Origin of the sequence: Streptomyces sp. NPDC002886, assembly GCF_042888445.1 — a bacterium.
Classification (GTDB): Bacteria; Actinomycetota; Actinomycetes; order Streptomycetales; family Streptomycetaceae; genus Streptomyces.
On record NZ_JBIAPV010000009.1, the window covers coordinates 186,551 to 211,287 of the forward strand.

General features: G+C 70.6%; 21 protein-coding genes. 9 read left to right on the forward strand and 12 right to left on the reverse strand.

The window, feature by feature from the left end; genetic code table 11:
• The first annotated feature begins 95 nt into the window (after nt 1-95).
• The 8 genes from ACFYYB_RS31980 (at nt 96) to mscL (ending at nt 7,473) form a co-directional block, all read left to right on the forward strand.
• Nucleotides 96-1,652 (forward strand): potassium/proton antiporter, encoded by a 1,557-nt coding sequence (locus tag ACFYYB_RS31980; protein WP_389439730.1) that lies wholly within the window; start codon nt 96-98, stop codon nt 1,650-1,652.
• A 364-nt stretch (nt 1,653-2,016) separates the two neighbouring features.
• Nucleotides 2,017-3,357 (forward strand): MFS transporter, encoded by a 1,341-nt coding sequence (locus ACFYYB_RS31985; RefSeq protein ID WP_389439732.1) that lies wholly within the window; start codon nt 2,017-2,019, stop codon nt 3,355-3,357.
• 67 nt (nt 3,358-3,424) lie between these two features.
• Complete coding sequence (locus ACFYYB_RS31990) at nt 3,425-3,748, forward strand: FmdB family zinc ribbon protein (protein ID WP_389439734.1); 324 nt, start codon at nt 3,425-3,427, stop codon at nt 3,746-3,748.
• An 86-nt stretch (nt 3,749-3,834) separates the two neighbouring features.
• The gene (locus ACFYYB_RS31995; protein ID WP_254385936.1) at nt 3,835-4,668 is read left to right on the forward strand and encodes an S-methyl-5'-thioadenosine phosphorylase; all 834 of its coding nucleotides are present in this window, start codon (nt 3,835-3,837) and stop codon (nt 4,666-4,668) included.
• Between the two features lie 111 nt (nt 4,669-4,779).
• A complete protein-coding gene (locus ACFYYB_RS32000) occupies nt 4,780-5,337 on the forward strand; it encodes a carboxymuconolactone decarboxylase family protein (RefSeq protein ID WP_389439736.1) in 558 nt (185 codons plus the stop codon).
• Nucleotides 5,338-5,372: 35 nt separating this feature from the next.
• Nucleotides 5,373-6,119: an orotidine-5'-phosphate decarboxylase gene (pyrF, locus tag ACFYYB_RS32005; RefSeq protein WP_389439738.1), complete on the forward strand. Its 747-nt coding sequence runs from the start codon at nt 5,373-5,375 to the stop codon at nt 6,117-6,119.
• A 139-nt stretch (nt 6,120-6,258) separates the two neighbouring features.
• Nucleotides 6,259-6,825, forward strand: a complete 567-nt coding sequence (locus ACFYYB_RS32010; protein ID WP_389439740.1) for a hypothetical protein — start codon at nt 6,259-6,261, stop codon at nt 6,823-6,825.
• Nucleotides 6,826-6,945: 120 nt separating this feature from the next.
• Nucleotides 6,946-7,473, forward strand: coding sequence for a large conductance mechanosensitive channel protein MscL (gene mscL, locus ACFYYB_RS32015; protein WP_389439742.1), 528 nt, complete (start codon nt 6,946-6,948; stop codon nt 7,471-7,473).
• Between the two features lie 13 nt (nt 7,474-7,486).
• Here mscL and ACFYYB_RS32020 read toward each other — a convergent pair whose 3' ends face one another.
• The 12 genes from ACFYYB_RS32020 to nirB form a co-directional block, all read right to left on the reverse strand.
• Entirely contained in the window at nt 7,487-7,714 is a 228-nt protein-coding gene (locus tag ACFYYB_RS32020; RefSeq protein WP_389439744.1) for a hypothetical protein, read from the reverse strand.
• Between the two features lie 37 nt (nt 7,715-7,751).
• Complete coding sequence (locus ACFYYB_RS32025) at nt 7,752-9,179, reverse strand: NarK family nitrate/nitrite MFS transporter (protein ID WP_389439746.1); 1,428 nt, start codon at nt 9,177-9,179, stop codon at nt 7,752-7,754.
• A gap of 2 nt (nt 9,180-9,181) precedes the next feature.
• Nucleotides 9,182-9,562: a hypothetical protein gene (locus ACFYYB_RS32030; RefSeq protein ID WP_389439748.1), complete on the reverse strand. Its 381-nt coding sequence runs from the start codon at nt 9,560-9,562 to the stop codon at nt 9,182-9,184.
• Nucleotides 9,559-10,242, reverse strand: coding sequence for a ubiquinol-cytochrome c reductase iron-sulfur subunit (locus tag ACFYYB_RS32035; RefSeq protein ID WP_389439750.1), 684 nt, complete (start codon nt 10,240-10,242; stop codon nt 9,559-9,561). The genes ACFYYB_RS32030 and ACFYYB_RS32035 overlap by 4 nt, the downstream gene beginning before the upstream one ends.
• Entirely contained in the window at nt 10,239-10,838 is a 600-nt protein-coding gene (locus tag ACFYYB_RS32040) for a 4Fe-4S dicluster domain-containing protein (protein ID WP_327253148.1), read from the reverse strand. Before ACFYYB_RS32040 ends, ACFYYB_RS32035 begins: the two co-directional genes overlap by 4 nt.
• 6 nt (nt 10,839-10,844) lie before the next feature.
• Entirely contained in the window at nt 10,845-13,181 is a 2,337-nt protein-coding gene (locus ACFYYB_RS32045) for a molybdopterin oxidoreductase family protein (RefSeq protein WP_389439752.1), read from the reverse strand.
• Nucleotides 13,178-14,272 (reverse strand): MFS transporter, encoded by a 1,095-nt coding sequence (locus ACFYYB_RS32050; RefSeq protein WP_389439754.1) that lies wholly within the window; start codon nt 14,270-14,272, stop codon nt 13,178-13,180. The genes ACFYYB_RS32045 and ACFYYB_RS32050 overlap by 4 nt, the downstream gene beginning before the upstream one ends.
• 128 nt (nt 14,273-14,400) lie before the next feature.
• Nucleotides 14,401-15,228 (reverse strand): pyruvate formate-lyase-activating protein, encoded by an 828-nt coding sequence (pflA, locus tag ACFYYB_RS32055; protein WP_327306313.1) that lies wholly within the window; start codon nt 15,226-15,228, stop codon nt 14,401-14,403.
• A 109-nt stretch (nt 15,229-15,337) separates the two neighbouring features.
• Nucleotides 15,338-17,608, reverse strand: a complete 2,271-nt coding sequence (gene pflB / locus ACFYYB_RS32060; protein WP_389439757.1) for a formate C-acetyltransferase — start codon at nt 17,606-17,608, stop codon at nt 15,338-15,340.
• A gap of 250 nt (nt 17,609-17,858) precedes the next feature.
• Nucleotides 17,859-19,163, reverse strand: coding sequence for an anaerobic C4-dicarboxylate transporter family protein (locus ACFYYB_RS32065; protein ID WP_389439965.1), 1,305 nt, complete (start codon nt 19,161-19,163; stop codon nt 17,859-17,861).
• A gap of 197 nt (nt 19,164-19,360) precedes the next feature.
• Entirely contained in the window at nt 19,361-20,782 is a 1,422-nt protein-coding gene (locus tag ACFYYB_RS32070; protein WP_389439759.1) for a NarK family nitrate/nitrite MFS transporter, read from the reverse strand.
• 163 nt (nt 20,783-20,945) lie between these two features.
• Nucleotides 20,946-23,732, reverse strand: coding sequence for a nitrite reductase large subunit NirB (nirB, locus tag ACFYYB_RS32075; protein ID WP_389439761.1), 2,787 nt, complete (start codon nt 23,730-23,732; stop codon nt 20,946-20,948).
• Between the two features lie 272 nt (nt 23,733-24,004).
• Between nirB and ACFYYB_RS32080 the strand changes: the two genes are divergently transcribed.
• A complete protein-coding gene (locus ACFYYB_RS32080) occupies nt 24,005-24,727 on the forward strand; it encodes a sirohydrochlorin chelatase (RefSeq protein WP_389439763.1) in 723 nt (240 codons plus the stop codon).
• The last annotated feature ends 10 nt before the right edge of the window (nt 24,728-24,737 follow it).

The window sequence follows — 24,737 nt, forward strand, 5'->3', positions numbered from 1 at the left end:
GACGTCCCTCGTTCCGTCATCGTCAGGCACGTCGAGGAAAGGGCCGCCCGCTGACTGTCCACACGCTCAATGAGCTCCTGCTGGTCTGCTCGCTCGTGCTGCTCGTCGCCGTGGCGGCGGTGCGCGTCTCCTCGCGCAGCGGACTCCCCAGCCTGCTCATTTACCTCGGCATAGGTGTCGCGATAGGCCAGGACGGCATCGGCAACGTCGTGTTCGACAACGCCGAGCTGACCCAGGTGATCGGCTACGCCGCGCTCGTCGTGATCCTCGCCGAGGGCGGTCTGGGCACCAAGTGGAAAGAGATCAAGCCGGCCCTGCCGGCCGCGATCGTGCTGTCGCTGGTCGGCGTCGCCGTCAGCGTGAGCGTGACCGCGGCGGGCGCGCACTACCTGGTCGGACTCGAATGGCGCCAAGCCCTGCTGATCGGCGCGGTCGTCTCCTCGACCGACGCGGCGGCCGTCTTCTCGGTCCTGCGCAAGGTCCCGCTCCCCTCCCGGATCACGGGTGTGCTGGAGGCCGAGTCCGGCTTCAACGACGCCCCCGTCGTCATTCTGGTCGTGGCCTTCGCGACCGTCGGACCGGTCGACCAGTGGTACGTCCTCATAGGCAAGATCGCGCTGGAGCTGGCGATCGGCGTAGCGATCGGCCTGACGGTGGGCTTCCTGGGCTCGTACGGGCTGCGGCACGTGGCCCTGCCCGCCTCGGGCCTCTACCCGATCGCCGTGATGGCGATCGCGATCACCGCGTACGCGGCCGGCGCGATGGCGCACGGCTCCGGCTTCCTCGCGGTGTACCTGGCGGCGATGGTGCTCGGGAACGCGAAGCTCCCCCACTGGCCCGCCACCCGGGGATTCGCCGACGGGCTCGGCTGGATCGCCCAGATCGGCATGTTCGTGCTGCTGGGCCTGCTGGTCACCCCGCACGAGCTGGTCCACGACTTCTGGCCGGCGGTGATCATCGGGCTGGTGCTGACGATGGTGGCCCGGCCGCTGGAGGTCTTCGTCTCCCTGCTGCCCTTCCGGCTGCCCTGGCAGGAGCAGGCGCTGATGTCCTGGGCGGGCCTGCGCGGGGCCGTGCCCATCATCCTGGCGACCATCCCGATGGTGTCCGGGATCGAGGGCAGCGAGCGGGTCTTCAACATCGTCTTCGTCCTGGTCGTCGTCTACACCCTGGTCCAGGGCCCGACCCTGCCCTGGCTGGCGCGCAAGCTGAAGCTCGGCAACAGCGACGAGACCGCCTCCGACCTGGGCATCGAGTCGGCGCCGCTCGAGAAGCTGCGCGGGCACCTGCTGTCCTTCGCGATCCCGCCCGCCTCGCGGATGCACGGGGTCGAGGTGAGCGAGCTGCGGCTGCCGCCGGGGGCTTCCGTGACGCTGGTCGTCCGGGACGCGCGGAGCTTCGTACCGGCGCCGTCGACCGTGCTGCGGCGCGGGGACGAGCTCCTGGTGGTGGCCACGGACCCGGTACGGGACGCGGCCGAGGCGCGGCTGCGCGCGGTGGCCCGGGGCGGCAAGCTCGCGGGCTGGCTGGGGACCGGCGGGGAGGCCGACGGGGCCGGGTCCGCGGGCGGGAAGGCGAAGGCCAGGGGCTCTGCCAAGGGGTCCGCCAAGGGTCCTGCCAAGGGGTCCGGAAAGCGCTCCGGCACGGGTTAGAGCGGCGCTCTAATTCAACATTTTCGAGGCCCTATGTCCACATTCACCCCTGTTTAGGTGGGGCTTGAATGCGAAGTTCCAGTTAATCGCAGGTGAAGACACGCCCTGTAGCCCTAATCACAGGGCGTATCGGTCGATCTGCCTGTACCATTAAGGAACACACATCGAACCAACTCTGCCTGACGCAGAGCTGGCGCGACCGCAAAGCGGCCGCGGTGCCCTCCCGCAGTGGGCGCCCAGGTATCACTCGGTTTTGCGCAAGAGGACAGCTCTCGGGGCTCCCACATGTACGGGTGCGATCGCTCACAAGGCGCCGCATCGTCCGCAGACGGGGAGTTCTACCAGGCAGCGGAAAGGCCAGGCCGTGACATCCGCGGTCACGACCGACAAGTCCGCCACGTCCACCCGACCCGGCTACGGGCAGCTCCTGCGCACACCCGGCGCCCTCGGCTTCGTTCTCCCGGGATTCGCCGCGCGACTCCCCTTCGGCATGCTGACGATCAGCATCCTGCTGCTGGTCCAGCACACCACCGGTTCCTACGGAAGCGCCGGCATCGTCGCCGCCTTCACCGGTATCTCCATGGCCGTGTTCGCCCCGGTCATGGGCAAGCTCATCGACCGCCACGGCCAGAGCGCCGTCCTGGTCCCGGTGGCCCTCGTACACGCCACCGCCGTCAGCTCCCTGGTGGCGTTCGCGCTGCTGGGCGCGCCCGTCTGGGCGCTCGCACTGGCGGCCGTCCCCGCCGGTGCATCCGTCCCGCAGGTCGGACCCATGGTCCGGTCCCGCTGGGCGGCCAAGCTCGAGGGCTCCCCGCTGCTGCCCACGGCCGCCGCGTTCGAGTCCGTCACCGACGAGTTCACCTTCGTCGTCGGCCCGGTGCTCGCCACCGCGCTGTGCACCGGCATCAACCCGGCGGCCGGTCTGGTCACCGAGGCCGCGCTGACCCTGATCGGCGGCCTGCTCTTCGCCGCGCAGCGCGCCACGCAGCCCAAGCCCGTCGCCCGCCCGGCGCACGGTGAGAAGCACGCCCCGGCCCTGTCGTTCCACGGCCTGCGCGTCCTGATCGTCGCCTTCATCGGCATCGGCGCCGTCTTCGGCGGCATGCAGGTCTCGCTCGCCGCCTTCTCCGAGGAGATCGGCAACCCGGGAGCCAACGGTCTGCTCTACGGCGTCTTCGCCGCGGGCAACATGATCGCCGGCATCGCCTGCGGCGCCATCGCCTGGAAGATCGGCCCGCGCCGCCGCCTGATCCTCGGCTACATCGGTCTCACCGCGGCCGCCTCGGTCCTGTGGGCCGCGAACTCGATGATCCTGCTGGGCGCGCTCGGCCTGGTCGTCGGTCTGTGCATCGCCCCGGCGCTGATCACCGGCTACACCATGATCGAGCAGCTGGTCCCGGCCACCTCGCGGACCGAGGCCTTCACCTGGCTCACCGGTGGCGTCGCCTTCGGACAGGCCGGAGCCGTGACCCTGGCCGGCCGTCTGACGGACGCGCACGGGTCCTCGTACGGGTTCCTCGTGCCGATGGTCGCCACCGTGCTCGCTCTGGCGATCCTGCTGGCGCTGCGTGCGAAGCTGGCCCCGAAGGCCCCGAGCCGGATCGTCAGCTCGTCCAAGCCGGCCGCGCAGGCCGCGCCCACCGCACCGTCCACGAAGGTGAACGAGCGTGGGATGGGTCACCGAGTCCCGGTGACGGTGGACTGATCCGCCGGAATACGTCACCATGAAGCGTCGTTAGCACTCATTGAGCCAGAGTGCCAGGAGGAAATTCGTGCCGACCTACCAGTACCAGTGCACCGAGTGCGGTGAGGGCCTTGAGGCCGTGCAGAAGTTCACCGATGACGCACTGACCGTGTGCCCGAGCTGTGACGGACGCCTGAAGAAGGTGTTCTCCGCGGTCGGCATCGTCTTCAAGGGCTCCGGTTTCTACCGGAACGACAGCCGCGGCGCTTCGTCGAGCAGCACCCCTGCCTCGAAGCCGGCTTCGACGCCCGCCGCCACCCCGGCCGCGTCGTCGTCCAGCACGTCGACGTCCTCGAGCTCTGCGTCTTCGTCGTCTTCCTCGTCTTCGTCGTCGAGCACCTCGGCCGCCTGACCTGCCCGACGCTTCATGCTTCGCCCGAGGCCCCGCCGGTCCCCACGGACCGCGGGGCCTTCGGCATGCCCCGTTAGGGTGGCCGCATGGCGAATGCAGAGATCGGTGTCATCGGCGGATCGGGCTTCTACTCCTTCCTGGAGGACGTCTCCGAGATCCAGGTGGAGACGCCTTACGGGCCCCCCAGCGACTCCCTCTACCTCGGCGAGCTCGCCGGCCGGACCGTGGCCTTCCTGCCCCGGCACGGGCGCAGCCACACCGTGCCCCCGCACAAGATCAACTACCGGGCCAACCTGTGGGCGCTGCGCTCCGTAGGCGTCCGCCAGGTGCTGGGCCCCTGCGCGGTGGGCGGCCTGCGCCCCGAGTACGGCCCGGGCACCCTGCTCGTCCCCGACCAGCTGGTCGACCGTACGAAGTCCCGCGCCCAGACCTTCTTCGACGGTGAGCCGCTCCCCGACGGCTCGGTCCCCAACGTCGTGCACACCACCTTCGCCGACCCGTACTGCCCGGTGGGCCGCTCGGTGGCGCTCGCGGCGGCGCGCGGGCGGGAGTGGGAGCCCGTGGACGGCGGCACCATGGTCGTCATCGAGGGGCCGCGCTTCTCCACGCGCGCCGAATCGCGGTGGCACGCCGCGGCCGGCTGGTCGGTGGTCGGCATGACGGGCCACCCCGAGGCGGTCCTCGCGCGCGAGCTGGGGCTCTGCTACACCTCGATGGCGCTGGTCACGGACCTGGACGCGGGCGCGGAGACGGGCGAAGGGGTCTCCCACACCGAGGTCCTCAAGGTCTTCGGCGAGAACGTCGGGCGGCTGCGCGAGGTCCTCTTCGACGCGGTGGCCGCCCTGCCCCCGACGGAATCCCGCGCCTGCCTGTGCACCCACGCCCACGACGGCTGGGACCTGGGCATCGAGCTGCCGTAGGAAGGGATCCCGGGGTCCTGTCACGTTTCGCGGGGCCGTGCGGTCTCAGTGGGTGAAGGCCGGGCGAACAGCGCCCGGCCCGGCCCGGCCCGGCCCCAGGAGGCACCCGCCATGGCACGCATCTCGCTCTCCCCGCCCCGCACCCTCCTCAACCGCTTCGGTGCCTGGTACTCGCGCCGCGCCTACGGCAAGGTCCTCGAACCCGGCCTGGCCTACGGACACAACGCGCGCGTGCTGTTCACCTACGTACGCCTCGAGCAGCAGGCGGCGAAGTGGAACGCCCTCGACGGCGGCCTGAAGCACCTCGCGGTCATGGCCGCCGCCGCCCGCATGAACTGCTCGTGGTGCATGGACTTCGGCTACTGGGAGGGCCAGGCGAAGGGGATCGCCCCGGAGAAGGCCGAGAAGGTGCCGACGTGGCGCGAGGCCCGGGAGGCGTTCACGGAGCTGGAACTGCTCGTCATGGAGTACGCCGAGGCCATGACCGTGACCGAGCCGGCCGTCACGGACGAGCTCGCCGCCGAACTGATCGCACGCCTCGGCGAGGCAGCCTTCGTCGAACTCACCGCCATGGTCGCGCTGGAGAACATGCGCTCGCGCGTCAACAGCGCCTTCGGCCTGACCAGCCAGGGCTTCAAGGAGTCCTGCGAGATCCCCGCCAAGGGCTGACCGGCGCCCGCACCCGCACCCGCACAATGGCGGGCATGGACAACCGAGTGATCGTCGCCCTCGACTTCGACGACCGGCGGGCCGCCGAGGCCCTCGTGGCACGCCTCGGGGACGCCTGCGGCTTCTACAAGGTCGGGCTGGAGCTGCTGACCGCCGCCGGGCCGGACCTCGTGCGCGGCCTCGTCGACCAGGGCCACGAGGTCTTCCTCGACCTGAAGCTCTTCGAGATCCCGAACTCCGTGGCCGGCGCCGTCCGCGCCGCGGGCGCCCTGGGCGCGTCCATGGTCACCGTGCACTCCATGGGCGGTACGGGCATCATGGCGGCCGCCGTGGAGGCCGCGCGGGAGTTCCCCGGGCTCCGGGTGCTCGCGCTGACGGTGGTCACGAGCATGACCGGGAGCGACCTCGCCGACATCGGGATCCGCGCGGGCACCGACGAGCAGGTGCTGCGGCTGGCCCGGCTGGCGGCGGAGGCCGGCTGCGACGGGGTCGTCGGATCGCCCAGGGAGGCCGGGGCGCTGCGGGAGCTGCTGGGGCCGGAGCGGCTGATCGTCACGCCGGGGGTGACGCTGACGCTGCCGGGAGCACCGGGGGCGGGTGCGGGGACGAGCGGGGCGACGGGCGGGACGACAGGCGGGGAGACGGGCGGACACGCCCGCGCCGGCACCCCGTGGGCGGCCTTCGCCGCCGGGGCCTCGCACGTCGTGGTCGGGCGGTCGGTGACCCGGGCCCCGGATCCGGTGGCGGCGCTGCGGCGGATCGGGGCGGGCGGCTCCCGGTAGCTCCTGCGGGTGACGGGGATATCCACAAGCTGGGGACGGTCCACAGGTCCGAGCGGGATCCGGCGGGGCGGCGGATCGTGTGGGGTGTCCGGGCGTTGGGTCCGGGCTTCGGATCCCTCCCCGTCTGGTGGTGGCCTTCATGACCGCGAACTCCCGCGTCCCGTCGCTCTCCTCGCCTCACGTCCACACCCCGGTACGCCCCTCCCCCGTCCCCCGGCACCCCTCCTCCGCCACGTGTCCCCCCGCGCGCTCCGTTCCCCTCTTCGCCCCGCTCCGCGTGGGGCGGGCCGGGGACCGGCTGCGCAGAGCGGTGCGGCGCCGGCGGCGCGGGGCCGCGGCCGGGCTGGCGGTCGTCGCGGCCGTGCTCGTGGTGGGCGGCACCGAGGCTCGGGCCTCGCGGGGCTCGTCACCGCCCGCGGCGCAGCCCCCTCCGGCGGCGGTGCGGCTGGTGTCGGCTCCGGTGCGCATCGCGGACGCGGCGACGGTGCGGCTGCTGCGTCCCGGGGACCGGGTGGACGTGGTCGCCGCGGAGCGCGGCGGGCCGCCACGGGTGGTGGCGGCGGGTGCCCGGGTCTCCGAAGTGCCAGCTCCGGAAGCGGGTGTTGGGGACGGTGGGGCCCTGGTGGTGCTGTCGGTCCCCCGGGACACCGCGCGGGCGCTCGTGGGCGTGGGGAGCGTTTCCCGACTGGCGGTGACCTTGTGTTGAATCGTACGAACGTGCGGTCAAGTCACCGTGAGGTGAGGGTCGATTGGACACCCCCGACCCAAACTGCCGTAGCTTTCGGAACCGTTGGCTCCGTGTTCGGCAGATACGAAGAAAGGCTCAGTGGTGAGCGAGAAGAAGAAGGAGAGCATCCTGGCGGGCTTCAAGGCCTTCCTGATGCGCGGCAACGTGGTCGACCTGGCGGTCGCGGTCGTCATCGGTGCCGCGTTCACGAACATCGTGAACTCCGTCGTGAAGGGCCTCATCAGCCCGGTGATCGGCCTCATCGGCACGCAGAGCCTGGATGCCTACAAGAGCTGCATCAAGGATCCCTGCGGGATCGGCCCGGACGGCAAGCCGACCGGCGTGGAGCTCCTCTGGGGCTCGGTGCTCAACGCGGCGCTCAGCTTCCTGATCACCGCCGCGGTCGTCTACTTCCTGATGGTCCTGCCGATGGCGAAGTACCTGGCCAAGGTGGAGCAGCGCCGCAAGGCGAAGGAAGGCGTCAAGGAGACCATGGAGATCACCGAGCTGGTGGTCCTCAAGGAAATCCGCGACGAGCTGGTCGCCCAGCGCGGGGCGAACGGCGGGCACGGTGGGAACGGCGGGGCCCAGCCCGGCCAGTACGGCGCCCCGGGGCCCCGGCTCTAGGCAGGGCCTGCGCTCAGACGTGGTGCGGAGGCTTCTCGTCGAGGAAGCGGGCCAGGTCGGCCGCGCTTCCGCCGGCGGGCGGCCGCTCGCCCCAGCCCCGGTCGGTGTCGTCCGAGGACTGCTGGTCCAGCGGGTCTCCGAAGTCCAGTCGCGGCTTCGGCCGGGCCTTCGGGCGGGATTCCGCCTCGGATGCCGGCGGGGACTTCGGGGCGTGCGGGTCGGTGGCGGGGGCGTCGCTCATGCCTCCAGGGTACGGCCGCCCCCGCCACCGGCCCCGCTCAGCTGGGAGCCTCGGCGCCCTTGCGGGCGTAGAACCAGTAGCAGACCACCAGGCACGTGGCATAGAAGCCGATGAAGATCCACAGTGCGTTGGTGACGGCCATGGCCGCGAACATCGCCGGGATGAAGAAGAAGCCGTAGGCCGCGATGGCCGAGGAGAAGCCGGTGACGGCGCCCGACTCCATCTCCGACTGCTTGAGCGCCGCGGCCTGCGCCTCGGGGCCCTTGCCCTCGGCCGCCTTCATGTGGTGGTCCCGGAAGATCACCGGGATCTGCCGGAAGGTCGAGCCGTTGCCCAGGCCGGAGAAGGCGAAGGCCACCAGGAAGCCGATGTAGAAGGGCCAGAAGTTGCCCTCCTGGCCGCCGGACGGCAGCGCGAAGATCACCACGACGAGGGCCGCGGCCATGCCGATGAAGGACAGGATGGTGACCCTGGCCCCGCCGATCTTGTCCGAGAGCCAGCCGCCGCCCCAGCGCGTGAGGGCCCCGATGAACGGGCCGATCCAGGCGTAGGTGGTGGCCTGGTAGCCCTGCCCCTCGAAGTTGTTCTTGATCAGCAGCGGCAGGGCGGCCGCGAAGCCGATGAAGGAGCCGAAGGTTCCGACGTACAGCCAGGTCATCAGCCAGTTGTGCTTGCGCTTGAAGATGATCTTCTGCTGGCTGAAGGGGGCCGCGGCCACCTTCAGGTCGTTCATCAGGAACCAGGCGGCCAGCGCCATGATGACCAGCAGCGGCACCCAGAGGAAGGCGCCGTTCTGCAGCCAGATGTCGGTGTTCTTCTTCGCGTCGTGCTGGGGTCCGCCCGCCGGGGCGCCGAGGACGGCCGCGGTGACCACCAGCGGGGCGACCAGCTGGACCACGCTCACGCCGAGGTTGCCGAGGCCGCCGTTGAGGCCGTTGGCGCTGCCCTTCTCCCGCTTGGGGAAGAAGAAGCCGATGTTCGCCATCGAGGAGGCGAAGTTCGCGCCGCCGATGCCGCAGACGGCCGCGATCAGCGCCAGCTCCCAGTACGGCGTCCCGGTGTCCTGGAGCGCGAAGCCCAGCCACAGCATCGGCGCGATCAGGATGATCGTGCTGAAGGCGGTGAACTTCCGCTCACCGAACATCGGCCCGATGAAGGTGTAGAGGATCCGGAAGGTGCCGCCTGTGATCCCGGGGATGGCGGTCAGCCAGAACAGCTGGGACTTCGAGAAACCGAAGCCGACGTCGTTCAGCCTGACCACGGTCACCGACCAGACCTGCCAGACCACGAAGCCGAGCATCAGGGCCGGAATCGAGACCCACAGGTTGCGCTGGGCGACCCGGTGGCCCTTGGAATTCCAGAAGCCCTCGTCCTCGGGCCGCCAGTCGGCGATGGTGGCCCCGGGCTTGTAGCTCTCCGCACGGTGACTGCGGGGTGCCGACGAAGTCGGCGTGGGCATCGACATGGTCATCGGTCCTTCGGGTCGAGGAGCCACAGTCCGATCACGACGAGGAAGGACAGGATCAGGAACCCCGCTCCCCACCAGGCCGTGCCGGTGTTTCCCTTCATCCACTCGTTGACGGTCACGGTGAGCGCCCAGAGCTGGCCGATCACGACCGTGAGCGCCAGGGCGAGGCGCGCGTTGAGGCGGGAGGAGCGCTCGGGCTCCTGCTCGGTGCCGGCTCCCGGGCCCGGGCCCGTGTGCCGGATCCGGGGGTCCCCGTACCCGCTGGTGGAGCGGATCTGCGGGTATCTCTCGCGCACCGGGCGGTTGAGCCGCGGCTGGGCACTGCCCGGGTGGTACTCCGGGCGGGGCGGCAGCGGGGGTGGCGCCGGGGTCTCGCTCATGTGGGCCTCCTCTCGGTGGTACCGGCCCGGGCCGCGCCGGGGCAGCCCAGGCGGGCGGACTCCTGCGGGTGCGAGTCGCCGAACTGCCGGCAGAGCGCGTCCTTCACCGGTTCTCCCGACCGGGCGGTCGCCACGGCCCAGACGCTGCCGTCGGCCTGTTCGGTCAGGTAGATCCGAGGCAGCGGGCGCGGCGGCGGACCGGCCGTCACCTCGCCGGTGCGGGCGTCGAAGACACCCTCGTGGCAGGGGCAGTACAGCTCCCCGTCGGGGCCCCGGTCCTCGCGCCACAGCACCCCGCAGGCCAGGTGGGTGCAGACGGCGGAGTAGCCCACGAGAGAGCCGTCCCCGAGGCGCACGGCCAGTGCCCGGTCGTCCTCGCCGGGGAACCGGAAGGCCACGGACTGGCCGGGGGGCAGCAGGTCGGCGACCTTCTTCGGGTCGGGCAGGCCCTCGTTGTCCCCGTGCCGGTGCAGGATGCCCGCGGCGACGCCGACACCGCCGATGGCCAGGCCTCCGGAGACGGTGGCGACGATCCGCAGGTAGTCACGGCGGGTGGTGAGGGAGTCGGCACTGATCCGGTCGCGCAGTTGCTCGATCGCGGCGTCGGCGGCCGCACCGCCGTCCGCGGGGCCGTCGCCCCGGTTGCCTGGGTGCGGAGGGGGCTGTTCGGTGACGCTCACCGGACGTCCTTTCCGTTGATCTCGACGACGGGGAGGCCGCCCGGGACGGGCCATTGGACCTTGTCGGCGGGAACGACCATGGCCACACCGGTCTGGACGACGACGTCTCCGAAGACGAAGGAGTCGGCCACCTGGACCCCGGGGCGCTCCGCCTGGAGCTCTTCGAGGGTTCCGTAGAAGAGGGCCCCGGTCGGGCAGACGGTCGCGCACATCGGGGCGAGGCCGTAGGCGGTGCGGTCGTAGCAGAGGTTGCACTTCATCTGCAGCTTCGCCTGGAGGTCGATCTTCGGGATCCCGAAGGGACAGGCGTTGACGCAGTTGGAGCAGCCGATGCAGCGGGTGGTGTCGGCCTGCTGGACCACCCCGTCGGCGGTCACCAGGATCGCGTCGGCGGGACAGACCTCGGCGCAGGGCGCGACCGGGTCCTCACAGTGCATGCAGACGCTCGGGAGGGAGGCGACGGACATGCCGGGTTCGGTGTAGTCCAGGTGGATCATCGACTTCCCGCGGTGCGAATCGCACTCGCGGCAGGCCGAGACGCACGCCTGGCAGCCGATGCAGCGACCCGGGTCGATGAAGATCGTGCGGCCCATCATGGCGGGTCAGCTCCTCTCCGCCGTGCCACGGCCCTGAGGGGACGTGGGGGGCAGGGGGTCGGTGCGGGAGGCCTGGGCCTCCGGGTAGGCCTCGCGACCCGGAGGGGTGGGCGGCGCGGGCACCTCGTCGACCCGCTCGGCGGCCTCGATCCGGGCGGCGCAGACCTTGTACTCGGGGATCTTCGAGCGGGGGTCGAGGGCGTCGATGGTCAGGGCGTTCGCTGACGTCGGGACCGGCCAGTGGTACGGGATGAAGACGGTGTCGGGGCGGATGGCCTCGGTGACCAGGGCCGGGAACACCTCGCTGCCGCGCCGGGTGACCACCCGTACCGGGTCGCCGTTGCGGAACCCGTGCGAGGGGTGGACCTCCACCCAGGGCCGGGGGGTCTGCTCGACGAGGGCGCCGAGCCGACGGGTCTGGTTGCCGGAGAGGAAGTGCGCGACGGTGCGGCCGGTGGTGAGGGAGAGGGGGTACTCCTCGGTGTAGGCGTCCATGGGCGGATGCCATTCCACGACCTGCATGTGGATCTTGCCGTCGGGGTGGTAGGTCCTGCCGTCCTCGAACAGCCGGGGGGTGCCCGGGTGCTCGGTGGAGGGGCAGGGCCAGGCGATCCCGCCGGTCTCGTCGAGGCGGTCGTAGGTGATGCCGTAGTAGTCGTTGACCGTGCCGGCGGAGGCGACGCGCAGCTCCTCGAACACCTCGCGGGAGCCGGGGAACTCGAAGTGCTTCCCGGCGCCGAGCCGCCTGGCGAGTTCGCAGATGACCCAGGTGTCGGTGCGCACCCCGGCGGGGGGCTCCTGAGCCTTGTTGTGCTTGACCACGCGGGCCTCGGCGTTGGCCATCACGCCCTCGTCCTCGGCCCAGGTGGTGACGGGGAAGACCACGTGGGCGTTGGCCGCGGTCTCGGAGAGGAAGAAGTCGAACTGGGCGTGGAACTCGGCGGTGTCGTAGCCGTCCTTGACCACCGCGTAGTTGGGGAGGGAGACGAAGGGGTTGTTGCAGATGCCGATGAGGCCGCGGATCTCCTTGCGCTGCATCTGCCAGACCATCTCCATCATGGAGGTGCCGGCGCCGGGGAGTTCGGACTCCTCGATGCCCCAGATCTGGCAGATCTGCTTGCGGTGCTCCGGGTTGGTGATGGAGCGGCCGCCGGGCAGCAGGTCGGACTTCTGGCCGTGCTCGCGGCCGCCCTGTCCGTTGCCCTGCCCGGTGATGGTGCCGTAGCCGGCGCCGGGCTTGCCGATGTGCCCGGTGGCCACGCACAGGTTGATCACGGACAGGCAGTTCTCGACGCCCTGGGAGTGGTGCTCGATGCCGCGCGCGTGCCAGGCCATGGCCTTGTCCGCGCCGGCGAAGACGCGTGCCACCTGGACGATCTGCGAGGCGGGCACCCCGCAGATCTCCGCGGAGCGCGACGGCGGGTACTCGGCGACGGTCCTCTTGACCTCTTCCCAGCCGGTGGTGTGCGCGGCGATGTAGGCCTCGTCGGTGAGGCCTTCGGCGATGACCACGTTCAGCACGGCGTTGAAGAAGGCCGAGTCGGTGCCGGGCTTGAGCGCGACGTGGATGTCGGCGGTGCGGGCGATGGCCGTCTCGCGCGGGTCGATCACGATCAGCGAGGCGCCGCGGTCCCGCGCGCCCCACAGGTACTGGGTCATCACGGGGAAGCACTCCCCCACGTTCGACCCGGCGATGAGCAGGCAGTCGGAGAGGAGGATGTCGGAGAAGGGGTTGCCGGCCCGGTCGATGCCGAAGGCGAGCTTGTTGGCTCCGGCGGCGCTGACCATGCACAGGCGGCCGTTGTAGTCGACGTGCTTGGTCTTCAGCGCGACCCGGGCGAACTTGCCGACCAGGTAGGTCTTCTCGGAGAACAGGCTGGCTCCGCCGAGCAGCCCGAAGGCGTCGTTGCCGTGGGCCTCCTGGATGCGCCGGATCTCGGAGACGGTGAAGTCCAGGGCCTCGTCCCAGGAGCACTCCTTGAACTCCTCGTCCCGGGAGCGCCGCATCAAGGGGGCGGTCAGCCGGTCGGGGTGGTTGACCTGCTGGTAGGCGTTGATGCCCTTGGGGCACAGCCGCATCCGGTTGATGTCGTGGTTGCGGGGTTCCACGCCGAAGACCTTGCCGCCCTTGTCCACGCGCAGGTACATCCCGCACTGCACCCCGCAGAAGCAGCAGTGGGTGGGGACCAGGGTTTCGCCGTTCTGGTCGGCGTGCCACTGGTCGGCGGGGATGCCGCCGGCGTCGCGGAAGTTGCGGGTGCCGGGCGGGGCGATGGAGGGATCGATGGAGACGGGCACGGGTGCGGGCCGGGCCGCGGCCCTGCCCGGGTCGGTCGCGGTCACTTGAAGCCCTTCTTGACGTGGGTCAGGTAGGCACTGCCGCGCAGGACCCGCTTGCAGCGCGGGCAGTACTCGGCCCAGGCGTCGAAGTCGAGCTTCAGGTCCTTCATCGTGCCGCGCAGGTTCTCCACGTAGGGCGCGGTGTCGATGGGCTCCTCGCAGCGCTTGCAGAGGAAGACCTGCTCGTCCTGGCGGGCCGTGTACTTGAAGAGCTGCATGCCGACGGCGGCCGGGCGCTGGACGATGTGGAAGAACTTCCCGAACGGGATGTAGATGAGGGTGAACACCACCGACACCATGTGCAGGATCGCGAGGAACTCGTATCCGCCGCCGTGCAGGAAGATCGAGGAGAAGGTCAGCAGCAGACCCGTCACGGAGATGACGATCAGGCAGATCAGCGGCAGCAGGTCGTAGGCGAAGCGCTGGCCGGTCATGGCGCCGCGGTCCTTCATCCGCCGGTACAGGAAGTACGAGGCGCCGGGGATGACCAGGACGGCGGCGATGTCCAGGCCGTGGAACATCAGCCAGCCCAGGACGCTGAGCGCGTCGAAGCCGAGGACCTTGATGCCCCAGATCCGCATGTCGTAGCCCGGGCCCGCGCCGCTGTCCGCGGTGAAGGTGAACCAGCCCCAGGTCAGCGGGAAGGTGATGGCCGCGGCGAGGAGGCAGCCCCAGAACATCAGCTGGTGCGCGATCCAGCGGGGGCGCGAGCGGGCGCCGAGGAACTTCTGGAAGCCGAGGTAGGTGGCGATCATCTTCGGCAGGGCGGTGGGCGCCTTGCGGAAGTTCTCCACCGACCAGAAGCTGCCGATGCCCTTCTTGAAGAGGCGCCGCGCACCGGGGGCCGAGACCCACACGGTGTACCGGTAGGCCACGCCGAAGGCCAGGAAGACGGTGGCGACGGCGTACGGCAGCAGGGCCGAGTCGAAGTCCCGCAGCAGTCGGCTGCCGAGCACGATCGCGAGGATGAGCAGGAGCGAGACGACGGTGCCGGCCAGGGTGGCCCGTGCGGTGACGGACCGCCCGGCCGGCGGCGGGGTCTCGGGCGCCGGTGGGGGCGGCGCGGCGTCGATGACATCTGAGGGCTCGGACACAGCACCACGCTAGGTGGTATGTACTGATTCGGCCCGTTATACGGAGCTTATGGGTGCGCCGTTCGAGTGAGGCGCGGGCGGACCCGTAGGGAGGTCACGCAGGGAGGTCACGTAGGGAGTTCCTGCCCTCAGACCGCGTTCAGTCCCTGCGCGGCGAAGATCGCCTTCGCCTCGGCGACCTGTGCGGCGGTCGGCGACGGCGTGTCGTGGAGGGTGAACTTCATGTCGAGCGCCTCCCACTTGCTCTCGCCCAGCTTGTGGAAGGGCAGTACGTCGACCCGCGAGATGTTGTCGAGGGCGCCCGCGAAGGCGGCGACGCCCTCGATGTTCTCCCGGGCGTCGGTCAGTCCCGGGACGAGCACGAACCGCAGGTGCACCTCCTTGCCGAGGTCGGCGAGGCGGCGGGCGAAGTCCAGGGTCGGCTCCAGCGGGCGGCCGGTCACCTTCTTGTACGTCTCGCGGTCCCAGGACTTGATGTCCAGGAGCACCAGGTCCACGTCGCGCAGCAGCGCGTCGGTGGCGCGGGCCCCGAGGAAGCCGGAGGTGTCCAGCGCGGTGTGCAGCCCGAGGTCGTTCTTCATCCGGTGCAGCAGTTCGCCCGCGAAGACGGGCTGGAGCAGCGGTTCGCCGCCGGAGATGGTGGCTCCGCCCCCGGAGGCGGAGATGAACTTGGTGTACTTGCGGGCTTCGGCGATGACGTCGTCGGCCGAGGTGCGCTTGCCGTTGCGCATCCGCATGGTGTCGGGGTTGTGGCAGTACAGGCAGGTCAGCGGGCAGCCGGACAGGAAGGTCACGAACCGGGTCCCGGGGCCGTCGACCCCGGTGGACAGGTCCCAGGAGTGCACCGTGCCCTCGCTCGGCCGCTGCGTCGCGGCGGCGGCGGGCGTCTGGCCGGCGCTCACGCTGATCGCGTTGGCGTGGCCGACGGGGAGGCTCGTACCGAAGAGGACGGTCATGGCAGGTGCTCCAGCTTCCAGATTCCGTGGGCTGATCTGGTGACGCGCGGTCCCGGGGCCGGGTGAGGGCCGGCCCCGGGCCGCGCGTGCTCGTGGGCTCTCGTAAGGGTCAGAGAGAGCCGTGGAAGGTGCGGTTCAGCACGTCGAGCTGCTGAGCGCGCGTGAGGCGGACGAAGTTCACCGCGTATCCGCTGACGCGGATGGTGAGCTGCGGGTAGTTCTCCGGGTGCTCCATGGCGTCCATGAGCGTGTCGCGGTTGAGCACGTTCACGTTCATGTGGAAGCCGTCGACCGCCATGTAGCCGTCGAGGACACCGGCCAGGTTCTTGATCCGCTCCTCGGGAGTGCGGCCCAGGCCGTCGGGGGTGACGGTGTTGGTCAGCGAGATGCCGTCCTCGGCGTCCTCGTACGGGAGCTTCGCGACCGACAGCGCCGAGGTGACGTAGCCGTGGGTGTCGCGGCCGTTCATCGGGTTGGCGCCCGGGGAGAAGGGCTCGCCGGCGCGGCGTCCGTCCGGCGTGTTGCCGGTCTTCTTGCCGTAGACCACGTTCGAGGTGATGGTCAGCACCGACTGGGTGTGCTCGGCCTCGCGGTACGTGGGGTGCTTGCGGATCTTCTTCATGAACTCCTCGACCAGCCAGACGGCGATCGAGTCGACACGGTCGTCGTTGTTGCCGTACGCCGGGTAGTCGCCCTCGATGGTGTAGTCGGTGGCGAGGCCGGTCTCGTCGCGCACGGCGGTGACCTTGGCGTACTTGATGGCGGCCAGCGAGTCGGCGGCGACCGAGAGGCCGGCGATGCCGCAGGCCATGGTGCGGCGCACGTCGCGGTCGTGGAGCGCCATCTCGATGCGCTCGTAGGCGTACTTGTCGTGCATGTAGTGGATGACGTTCAGGGCGTGGACGTAGGTGTCGGCGAGCCATTCCATCTGCTCGTCGAACTTGGCCATGACCTCGTCGTAGTCCAGCACGTCGGAGGTGAGGGCGCCGGTGGACGGGCCGACCTGGGCACCGGACTTCTCGTCACGGCCGCCGTTGATCGCGTACAGCAGCGTCTTGGCGACGTTCACGCGGGCGCCGAAGAACTGCATCTGCTTGCCGACCGGCATGGCCGAGACGCAGCAGGCGATGGCGGTGTCGTCGCCGAAGCGCGGGCGCATCAGCTCGTCGGACTCGTACTGCACCGAGGAGGTGTCGATCGAGACCCGGGCGCAGAACTCCTTGAAGCCCTGCGGCAGCTGGGGCGACCAGAAGACGGTCATGTTCGGCTCGGGGGCCGGGCCGAGGTTGTAGAGGGTGTGGAGGTAGCGGAACGAGGTCTTGGTGACCAGCGGACGGCCGTCCTCGCCCATGCCGGCGATCGACTCGGTGACCCAGGTGGGGTCGCCGGAGAAGAGCTCGTCGTACTCCGGGGTGCGCAGGAAGCGGACGATGCGGAGCTTGATGATGAAGTCGTCGACCAGCTCCTGGGCCTGCTCCTCGGTGAGGATGCCGGCCTCGATGTCGCGCTGGAGGTAGACGTCGATGAAGGTGGAGGTGCGGCCGAGCGACATGGCCGCGCCGTTCTGCTCCTTCACGGCGGCCAGGTACGCGAAGTACAGCCACTGGATGGCCTCGCGGCCGGTGGTGGCCGGGCCGGAGATGTCGTACCCGTAGGAGGCGGCCATCGCCTTGAGCTCGGCGAGGGCGCGGATCTGCTCGGAGAGCTCCTCGCGCAGGCGGATCGTCTCCTCCAGCGAGCGGTTGCCCGCGGGGAGGGAGTTGATCTCCTCCTTCTCCTCCTTCTTGACGGCGATGAGGCGGTCGACACCGTAGAGCGACACGCGGCGGTAGTCGCCGATGATGCGGCCGCGGCCGTACGCGTCCGGCAGGCCGGTCACGATGCCGGCCTTGCGGGCGGCGCGGATGTCGGGGGTGTACGCGTCGAAGACACCGGCGTTGTGGGTCTTGCGGTACTCCGTGAAGACCTTCTCCAGGTCGTCGGAGACCGGGTAGCCGTAGGTCTCCAGCGCGCCGGCGACCATGCGCCAGCCGCCGTAGGGCATGATCGCGCGCTTGAGCGGGGCGTCCGTCTGGAGGCCGACGATCAGGTCCTTGTCGCGGTCGATGTAGCCGGGGGCGTGCGCGGTGATCGACGACGGGATGTCGTACGCGACGTCGTAGACGCCCTTCTCGCGCTCCTCCGGGAACTTGTCCGTGATCGCCTTCCACACGGCGGTGGTGCGCTCGGTGGGGCCGGCGAGGAAGGTGTCGTCACCCTCGTACGGCGTGTAGTTCTGCTGGATGAAGTCGCGGACGTCGACGGCGTCGCGCCACAGACCGCCCTTGAAGCCGTTCCAGGCCTCGCCGTTCTTCGTGGTTTCCGCAGGGGTGGCAGTCATCGCCCGCACCTTCCGATCGCCTCATTGCTTGCTTCCATTGCACGCCTTTTGATCGATCATTTGGCGCCGCGTTGGTCCTGAGCTGGGGCCCGAAAGTCCCCTGATCCCCAGCCCCAAGGGTCTCCCATCCCGGCTGACCTGGCACTTTGAGCAGGTCAAAGGTCCATCGTGCGCTTGTGAAAACTTTCACAAGATTCTCGAAAAGTCTGGCTTAGCAAGCGGAAGGAGAGTGGAGGGCGAGCGGACCCGGTCAGACAATCTGAACCAGAGCGAAGCCTGTGGATACCGCGACGCACGTGGTGATCAGGCCGGGCAGCATGAAGGAGTGGTTGACGACGAAGCGGCCGACGCGGGTGGTGCCGGTCCTGTCGAAGTTGATCGCCGCGATGAAGGTGCCGTAGGTGGGGAGGAGGAAATAGCCGTTCACGGCGGGCCACATCGCGATGAGGAGGGGGGCCGGGATACCGAGGGCGAGCCCGAGGGGCATCAGCGCCTTGGTGGTCGTGGCCTGGCTGAACAGCAGCGCGGAGAGGAGCAGCAGCATGATCGCGAAGAACCAGGGATGGTCCTGTGCGACCCCGCCGAGGGCGCCGGTGATCCGGGTCTCGTTGGCGCCGATGAAGGACAGCCCCAGCCACGACAGCCCGAAGACCCCGATGACGGCGACGAGCCCGGACTTGGCCACGTCCGTGCCGGGTATCCGCTTGGCGTCGACCTTGCACAGGAGCAGGATCAGCGCGGCCACGGCCATCATCAGGATCTCGATGGTGGCGGGCATCGAGAGCGGTCCCTTGCCCGTCTCGGGGCGCAGCGCCGGGAAGAGTCCGCTGAGGACGACGGCGACGGTCCCGCCGAGGAAGAGGTACGCGGACCAGCGCGCCCGCGGCCGCAGCGGCGGGGCGGCTTCGGCCGGGGCCGGAGCCTCGATCTCGCCGGCCGCCAGCCGGCGCAGGTACTCGGCGTCCTGCCCGAGCTCCTTGCCGATCCGGGACTGCACGGTGGCCGCGACGAGCACGCCGAGCAGCGTGGACGGCACGGCGACGGCCATGATCCGCGGCAGGTTCCAGCCGTCGCCGTCGAACATCACGATCATGGCGGCCATGGCCGCGGAGACGGGCGAGGCGGTGATACCGAAGGTGGCCGCGATGGAGGCGACCGCGATGGGCCGCTCGGGCCGGACGCCGCCTTCGCGGGCCACGTCGTGGATCACGGGGAGCAGCGGGTAGAAGACGTGGGCGGTGCCGGCGCCCAGGGTGAAGGCCCAGGAAACGAGGGGAGCCACGTAGACCACCCGGCTGGGCTTGCGGCGGATCGCCTTCTCGGCCAGTCCGACGAGGTAGTCGATACCGCCGGCCGCCTCCATCGCGGCGGCCGCCATGATCACCGCGAGGATGATCAGCATGACGTCGACGATGCCCGAGGTGTCGGCGGGGGTGACCCCGAAGAACGTCGCGAGCACGAAGACGCCGACGGCTCCCCAGAGCCCCATGGCCACCCCGCCCTTGCGGGACCCGAGGGCGATGGCCGCCACCATGACACCGAGTTGCAGGAACATGCCGAGCACGGACGTGGCCTTTCAGTCTGTGTGCGTCCCGGCCCGCTTCGGGGCCCGGGCGCAGGCGTGGCCGGGGAACCGGGGCAGGACACCGAGAGGCCCGGGCGGGGTCGGGTTCCGCCGGCGCGGCGTCCCCTCACCCACACCCGGGCCGGCCCGGCCGGGGAACCGGCCGGGCAGGGTCAGGAAGGGACGGTCTAGCTGGGGGCCTCCGCGCCCTTGCGGGCGTAGAACCACCAGGCCACGACCACGCAGCTGGCGTAGAAGGCGACGAAGCCCCACATCGCGCTGGTCACGGCGAAGTTGGCGAACATCGCCGGGATGAAGAAGAAGCCGTAGGCGGCGATGGCCGCGGTGAAACCGGTCACCGCGCCCGACTCGATCTCGGCCTGCTTCAGGGCCTTCGCGTACTCGGGGGTGCCCTCGGTCAGGCCCGCGAGGTGCTGGCCGCGGAAGATGACCGGGATCTGACGGAAGGTCGAGCCGTTGCCGATGCCCGAGAAGAAGAACGCCGACAGGAAGCAGAAGAAGAAGCCGTAGAAGGAGCCCTGGTCGGAGCCCGCCGGAAGGAAGGTGATCACGCCGATGATCGACGCGCCCATGCCCACGAAGGACAGGATCGTCACCCGCGCGCCGCCGAACTTGTCGGCGATCCAGCCGCCGGCCCAGCGGGCCAGCGCGCCGAGCGCCGGGCCCATCCAGGCGTAGGTGGCCACGGAGTACGCGGGGAAGGTGGTCTTGATCAGGAGGGGGAGGGCCGCCGCGAAGCCGATGAAGGAGCCGAAGGTGCCGACGTAGAGCCAGGTCATCAGCCAGTTGTGCTTGCGCTTGAAGATGATCTTCTGCTGGCTGAAGGGGGTGGAGGCCACCTTCAGGTCGTTCTGGCCGAACCAGGCGATGGCCGCGAGGACGATCAGGACCGGCACCCAGACGAACGCGGCGTTCTGGAGGTAGATCTCCGAGCCGTCGGCCTTCTTCTGGCCCGAGCCGATCGCAAGCACCGAGGTGGTGATCAGGATCGGGGTGAGCAGCTGGACCACCGAGACGCCGAGGTTGCCCAGGCCGCCGTTGATTCCGGTCGCGTTGCCCTTCTCCTGCTTCGGGTAGAAGAAGCCGATGTTGGCCAGGGAGGAGGAGAAGTTGGCGCCGCCGATGCCGCAGAGCGCGGCGATGGCGACCAGCGTGCTGTACGAGGTGGTGGGGTCCTGCACCGCGAAGCCCAGCCACAGCAGCGGCACGATCAGGATGACCGTGGAGACCGCGGTGAAGCGGCGCTGGCCGATCATCGGGCCGATGAAGGTGTACAGGATGCGGGCGGTACCGCCCGTGATGCCGGGGACCGCCGTCAGCCAGAACAGCTGGGACTGCGAGAAGCCGAAGCCGACGTCCTTGAGGTTGGTCGCCGTGATGCTCCAGACCTGCCAGACCACGAAGGCCACGAGCAGGGCGGGCACCGCGATCCACAGGTTGCGGGTGGCTACCTTCTTGCCGGTGGTCTGCCAGAAGGACGGGTCCTCCGGCGTCCACTCGGTGATGGTGCGACCGGGGCGGTACTGCGCCGGATCCGGCGCCTGCACCCGGGCGGTCGCCGCGCGCGCGTCCTGCTTGGCGGAACTCATGGCATGTCCTGAATGTTTGAGGGGGTTGAGAAAAATGAAGCTGAAAGCCCTGACCTTCTTAGGGTCCGCCTACAGGGGCGCCCCGCATCAGGGGAGAACGTCGTGTGGGCGACAGGACAAGGTCCCATCGCCCACAGTGCGTTGGTACGGCCGCCGCAGAGCCCTAAGGCTTGAGCTCCACCAGCGGCAGGGACACCTCGGGGTCGTCCAGACAGATGCCGGTCCGCAGGTCGAAGACCTGCTTGTGCATCGGCGAGGCGACGACGGGCACCCCGTCGCGCGAGCCCATGATGCCGTTGGCGATCACGTCGGCGCCCGAGAAGGGGTCCCGGTTGCCGACCGCGTAGACCTCGCCCGCACGGTCCTTGAAGACCGCGGCCTCCGTGCCGTCCGGCAGCACCGCGGTGCGGCCGCGGCCCGGCTCCAGCGCCCGCGCCGCGCCTTCGGCGCCTTCGGCCGCTCCGAAGTCCACGGTCCCGAAGCGCTCCAGCGCCGCCGGGTCCTCCAGGACCGCCGACCACTCGTCCTCGTACGCCGACACGTGGCGCTCCATCTGCGCCTCCAGCTCCGCGCAGAGGCCGAGCGAGTCCTCGATCAGGACGGCCTTCAGATGGTCCAGGCCCGCGCCGCTGCCGCCGAGCCGCTCCAGCCAGGCGGACGTCCGCTCCAGGCGCTCGCCGGTGCGGATGTAGTACATGAGGAACCGGTCGATCAGCGCGAAGAGTTCGGCGGTGTTCAGGTCCGAGGCCAGCAGGTCGGCGTGGCGCGGGGTCGCGCCGCCGTTGCCGCTGACATAGAGGTTCCAGCCGTTGGCTGTGGCGATGACGCCGATGTCCTTGCCGCGCGCCTCCGCGCACTCGCGCAGGCAGCCCGAGACGCCGCCCTTGAACTTGTGCGGGGTGCGCAGACCCCGGTAGCGCAGCTCCAGGTCGATCGCGAGCTGGATGGAGTCGCCCTGGCCGAAGCGGCAGAAGCGGGCTCCCACGCAGGACTTCACCGCGCGCAGGGACTTCCCGTACGCCTGCCCGGACTCGAATCCGGCGCCGCCGAGGCGCCGCCAGATGTCGGGCAGCTGCTCCTTCTCGACCCCGAAGAGGCCGATGCGCTGGGCTCCGGTGATCTTCGTGTAGAGGCCGTAGTCCCGGGCCACTTCGCCCAGCGCGATGACCTGCTCGGCCGTGATCTCGCCGCCGGCGACGCGCGGGATGACCGAGTAGGTGCCGTCCTTCTGGAGGTTGGCGAGGAAGAGGTCGTTGGAGTCCTGCAGGGCCGCCTGCTCGCCCGCCAGGATGTGTCCGATGCCGAGGTCGGGGGCGAGGGTTCCGAGCACGTTCGCGACGACCGGCTTGCAGACGGCGCAGCCCTCGCCGCCCTCGCCGTAGGACTCCAGCAGCTCGCTGAAGCTGCGGATGCGCTCGGTGCGGATCTTCTCGTAGATCTCCGCCCGGGTCAGGGTGAAGTGCTCGCACAGCCCGCGCGGCTTCTCGATGCCCGCGGCGGCCAGTTCGGCGTCCAGGACCGCCTGCAGGGTGCCGATGCACCCGCCGCAGCCCGTCCCCGCCTTGGTGCACTTCTTGATGCCGCCGATGTCGGTGAGGGACTCCGCGACGACCGCCTCGCGCACCCGCCCCTTGGTGATGTTGTGGCAGCTGCACACGACCGCGTCATCGGGCAGCGCGTCCGCGCCGGGCAGCGCCACGCCCTCGCTCGACGGCAGGATGAAGGCCTCCGGCGGGGCGGGGAGCTGCCGGCCGGCGTGCGGCTTCAGCGAGCCGTAGGCCTCCGCGTCGCCGACCAGGATGCCGCCGAGCAGGGCACCGTCGGGGCCCAGGAGCAGCTTCTTGTAGACGCCCTCGCGGGCGTCGGAGAAGACCACCGAGACGGCTCCGTCGCGGCCCTCGGGGGCGAAGGGGTCTCCGAAGGAGGCCACGTCGGCGCCCATCAGCTTGAGCTTGGTGGAGGTGTCGGCCCCGGTGAAGGTCAGCTCGCCGGCGCCCGCGAGGGCCTCGGCGACGGTCTCGGCCATCTGGTAGCCGGGCGCGACCAGGCCGTAGACCTTGCCGTCGACGGTCTGCGCGCACTCGCCGATCGCGTAGACGTACGGGTCGCTGGTGCGGCAGTGGCCGTCCACGACGACCCCGCCGCGGTCGCCCACCGCCAGGCCGCACTCGCGGGCGAGGCGGTCGCGCGGGCGCACACCGGCCGAGAAGACGACGACGTCGGATCCGATCTCCTCGCCGCTGGTCAGCCGGAGCGCCTGGGCCCGACCGTCGGGGTGGATCTGCACGCCGGCCGCGCCGACGCCCGTGTGGACGGCGACGCCCATGGACTCGATGGTGGCCCGCAGGGCGGCCGCGCCGCCGTCGTCCACCTGCAGCGGCATCAGCCGGGGCGCGAACTCCACTACGTGCGTGGCCAGCCCGAGGGTGCGCAGGGCTCCCGCCGCCTCCAGGCCGAGGAGCCCGCCGCCGATGACGACACCGGTACGGACCCCGGGGTCCGCGGCGTAGGCGGTCAGGGCCTCGACGTCGTCGAGCGTGCGGTAGGTGAAGCAGCCCTCGGCGTCGGCGCCGTCGATCGGCGGCACGAAGGGGTAGGAGCCGGTCGCCAGCACGAGGGCGTCGTAGCGGAGCACGTCGCCGGAGCTGGCGGTGACCGTGCGGGCGGCGGTGTCGATCAGTTCCGCCGGGTCGCCGAGGCGCAGGTCGATGCCGTACTTCTCCAGGAAGCCGGGCTCCACCAGGGACAGCTCCTCGCCGGTGGACCCGGTGAAGGCCGCCGACAGGTGCACGCGGTCATAGGCCGGGCGCTGCTCCTCCGCGAGGACGGTGACCTGCCAGCCGCCGCGCTCGGGGCGGGTCGGGTCGGCGAGCGCGTCACGCTCGGCGAGCGCCTCCAGCAGGCGGTGCCCCACCATGCCGTGGCCGATGACAACCAGCGTCTGCCCCATGGATCTCACTCCGTGTGTCCCTGTGCCGCGCGGTCCCAGGGCGGCCAGGGCGGCCGGGCCAAGACGTCACGCGTGCATGCGTTCCGACTCTTCGACGGTAGGTCGCCGCCCCGGCCCCGAACGCCCGAAAAGGACCCCTGGGGACGGGGAAACGACCCTTTCCGCACAGGACCTCCGGCCTGCCGCGCGGGCCCTTGGCCAGGCTGCCGACGGCCCGTACCGCGCCTAGCGTGGGAAGGGGACCCACGGGGTGGATCAGGGAGGCAGACCACATGCTCGTCATCGCCGTCCACGGCAGCGCGGTCCCGGAGGCCGCGGCCACCATCGACCGGCTCGTCGCCGCCGTCGAGGCGATCAGCGGGGTGCACGCGCTGGTCGGCCACCTCGACGTGCAGCGCCCCTCCCTCGCCGAGGTCGTACGGGAACACCCGCGCGCCGTGGTCGTCCCGCTGCTGCTCGGCGACGGTTTCCACCGCCGCGTCGACATCCCCGCCGTCCTGGAGGGCACCGGCTGCGTGCTCACCGAGGGCCTCAGCGGCGAACGCGACGTCGCCCGCGCCCTGCACGGCCGGCTCCGCGAGGCCGAGCGGCGCCGCGGCCCGTACACCCGGGCCGACGCGGTGGTCGTGGCCGGCGCCGGCTCCTCCCGCCCGGGCGGGAACACCGGTACGGAGGCCTGCGCGGCCCAGCTGTCCGCCCTGCTGGAGTTCGAGGGCAGCGGAGACCCCGTCCCCGTACTGCCCGCCTACCTCACCTCGGCCGGGCCGACCGTGCCCGAAGCCCTGGCCGCGTTCCAGAACGCCGGCTACCGCCGGATCGCGGTGGCCACGCACCTGCTGGCCCCGGGCCGCTTCACCCGCGCCCTGAACGCCTCGGCCGCCTGGACGGTCTCGGAGCCGCTGGCCGACCACCCGCGCCTCGCCCGGCTCGTCCTGGGCCGGTACGAGTCCGCCCGGGGCACACGGGCCCTGAGGGCCGCGCGCCTCGCCTGCTGAACCCCGTAGG

Coding starts and splice junctions, on each gene's coding strand:
- ACFYYB_RS31995 (WP_254385936.1), top strand. CDS start 3,835: ATGGCGAATGCAGAGATCGGTGTCATCGGCGGATCGGGCTTCTACTCC.
- ACFYYB_RS32000 (WP_389439736.1), top strand. CDS start 4,780: ATGGCACGCATCTCGCTCTCCCCGCCCCGCACCCTCCTCAACCGCTTC.
- pyrF (WP_389439738.1), top strand. CDS start 5,373: ATGGACAACCGAGTGATCGTCGCCCTCGACTTCGACGACCGGCGGGCC.
- ACFYYB_RS32010 (WP_389439740.1), top strand. CDS start 6,259: ATGACCGCGAACTCCCGCGTCCCGTCGCTCTCCTCGCCTCACGTCCAC.
- ACFYYB_RS32020 (WP_389439744.1), bottom strand. CDS start 7,714: ATGAGCGACGCCCCCGCCACCGACCCGCACGCCCCGAAGTCCCCGCCG.
- ACFYYB_RS32025 (WP_389439746.1), bottom strand. CDS start 9,179: ATGTCGATGCCCACGCCGACTTCGTCGGCACCCCGCAGTCACCGTGCG.
- ACFYYB_RS32030 (WP_389439748.1), bottom strand. CDS start 9,562: ATGAGCGAGACCCCGGCGCCACCCCCGCTGCCGCCCCGCCCGGAGTAC.
- ACFYYB_RS32040 (WP_327253148.1), bottom strand. CDS start 10,838: ATGATGGGCCGCACGATCTTCATCGACCCGGGTCGCTGCATCGGCTGC.
- pflA (WP_327306313.1), bottom strand. CDS start 15,228: ATGACCGTCCTCTTCGGTACGAGCCTCCCCGTCGGCCACGCCAACGCG.
- pflB (WP_389439757.1), bottom strand. CDS start 17,608: ATGACTGCCACCCCTGCGGAAACCACGAAGAACGGCGAGGCCTGGAAC.
- ACFYYB_RS32065 (WP_389439965.1), bottom strand. CDS start 19,163: ATGTTCCTGCAACTCGGTGTCATGGTGGCGGCCATCGCCCTCGGGTCC.
- ACFYYB_RS32070 (WP_389439759.1), bottom strand. CDS start 20,782: ATGAGTTCCGCCAAGCAGGACGCGCGCGCGGCGACCGCCCGGGTGCAG.
- nirB (WP_389439761.1), bottom strand. CDS start 23,732: ATGGGGCAGACGCTGGTTGTCATCGGCCACGGCATGGTGGGGCACCGC.
- ACFYYB_RS32080 (WP_389439763.1), top strand. CDS start 24,005: ATGCTCGTCATCGCCGTCCACGGCAGCGCGGTCCCGGAGGCCGCGGCC.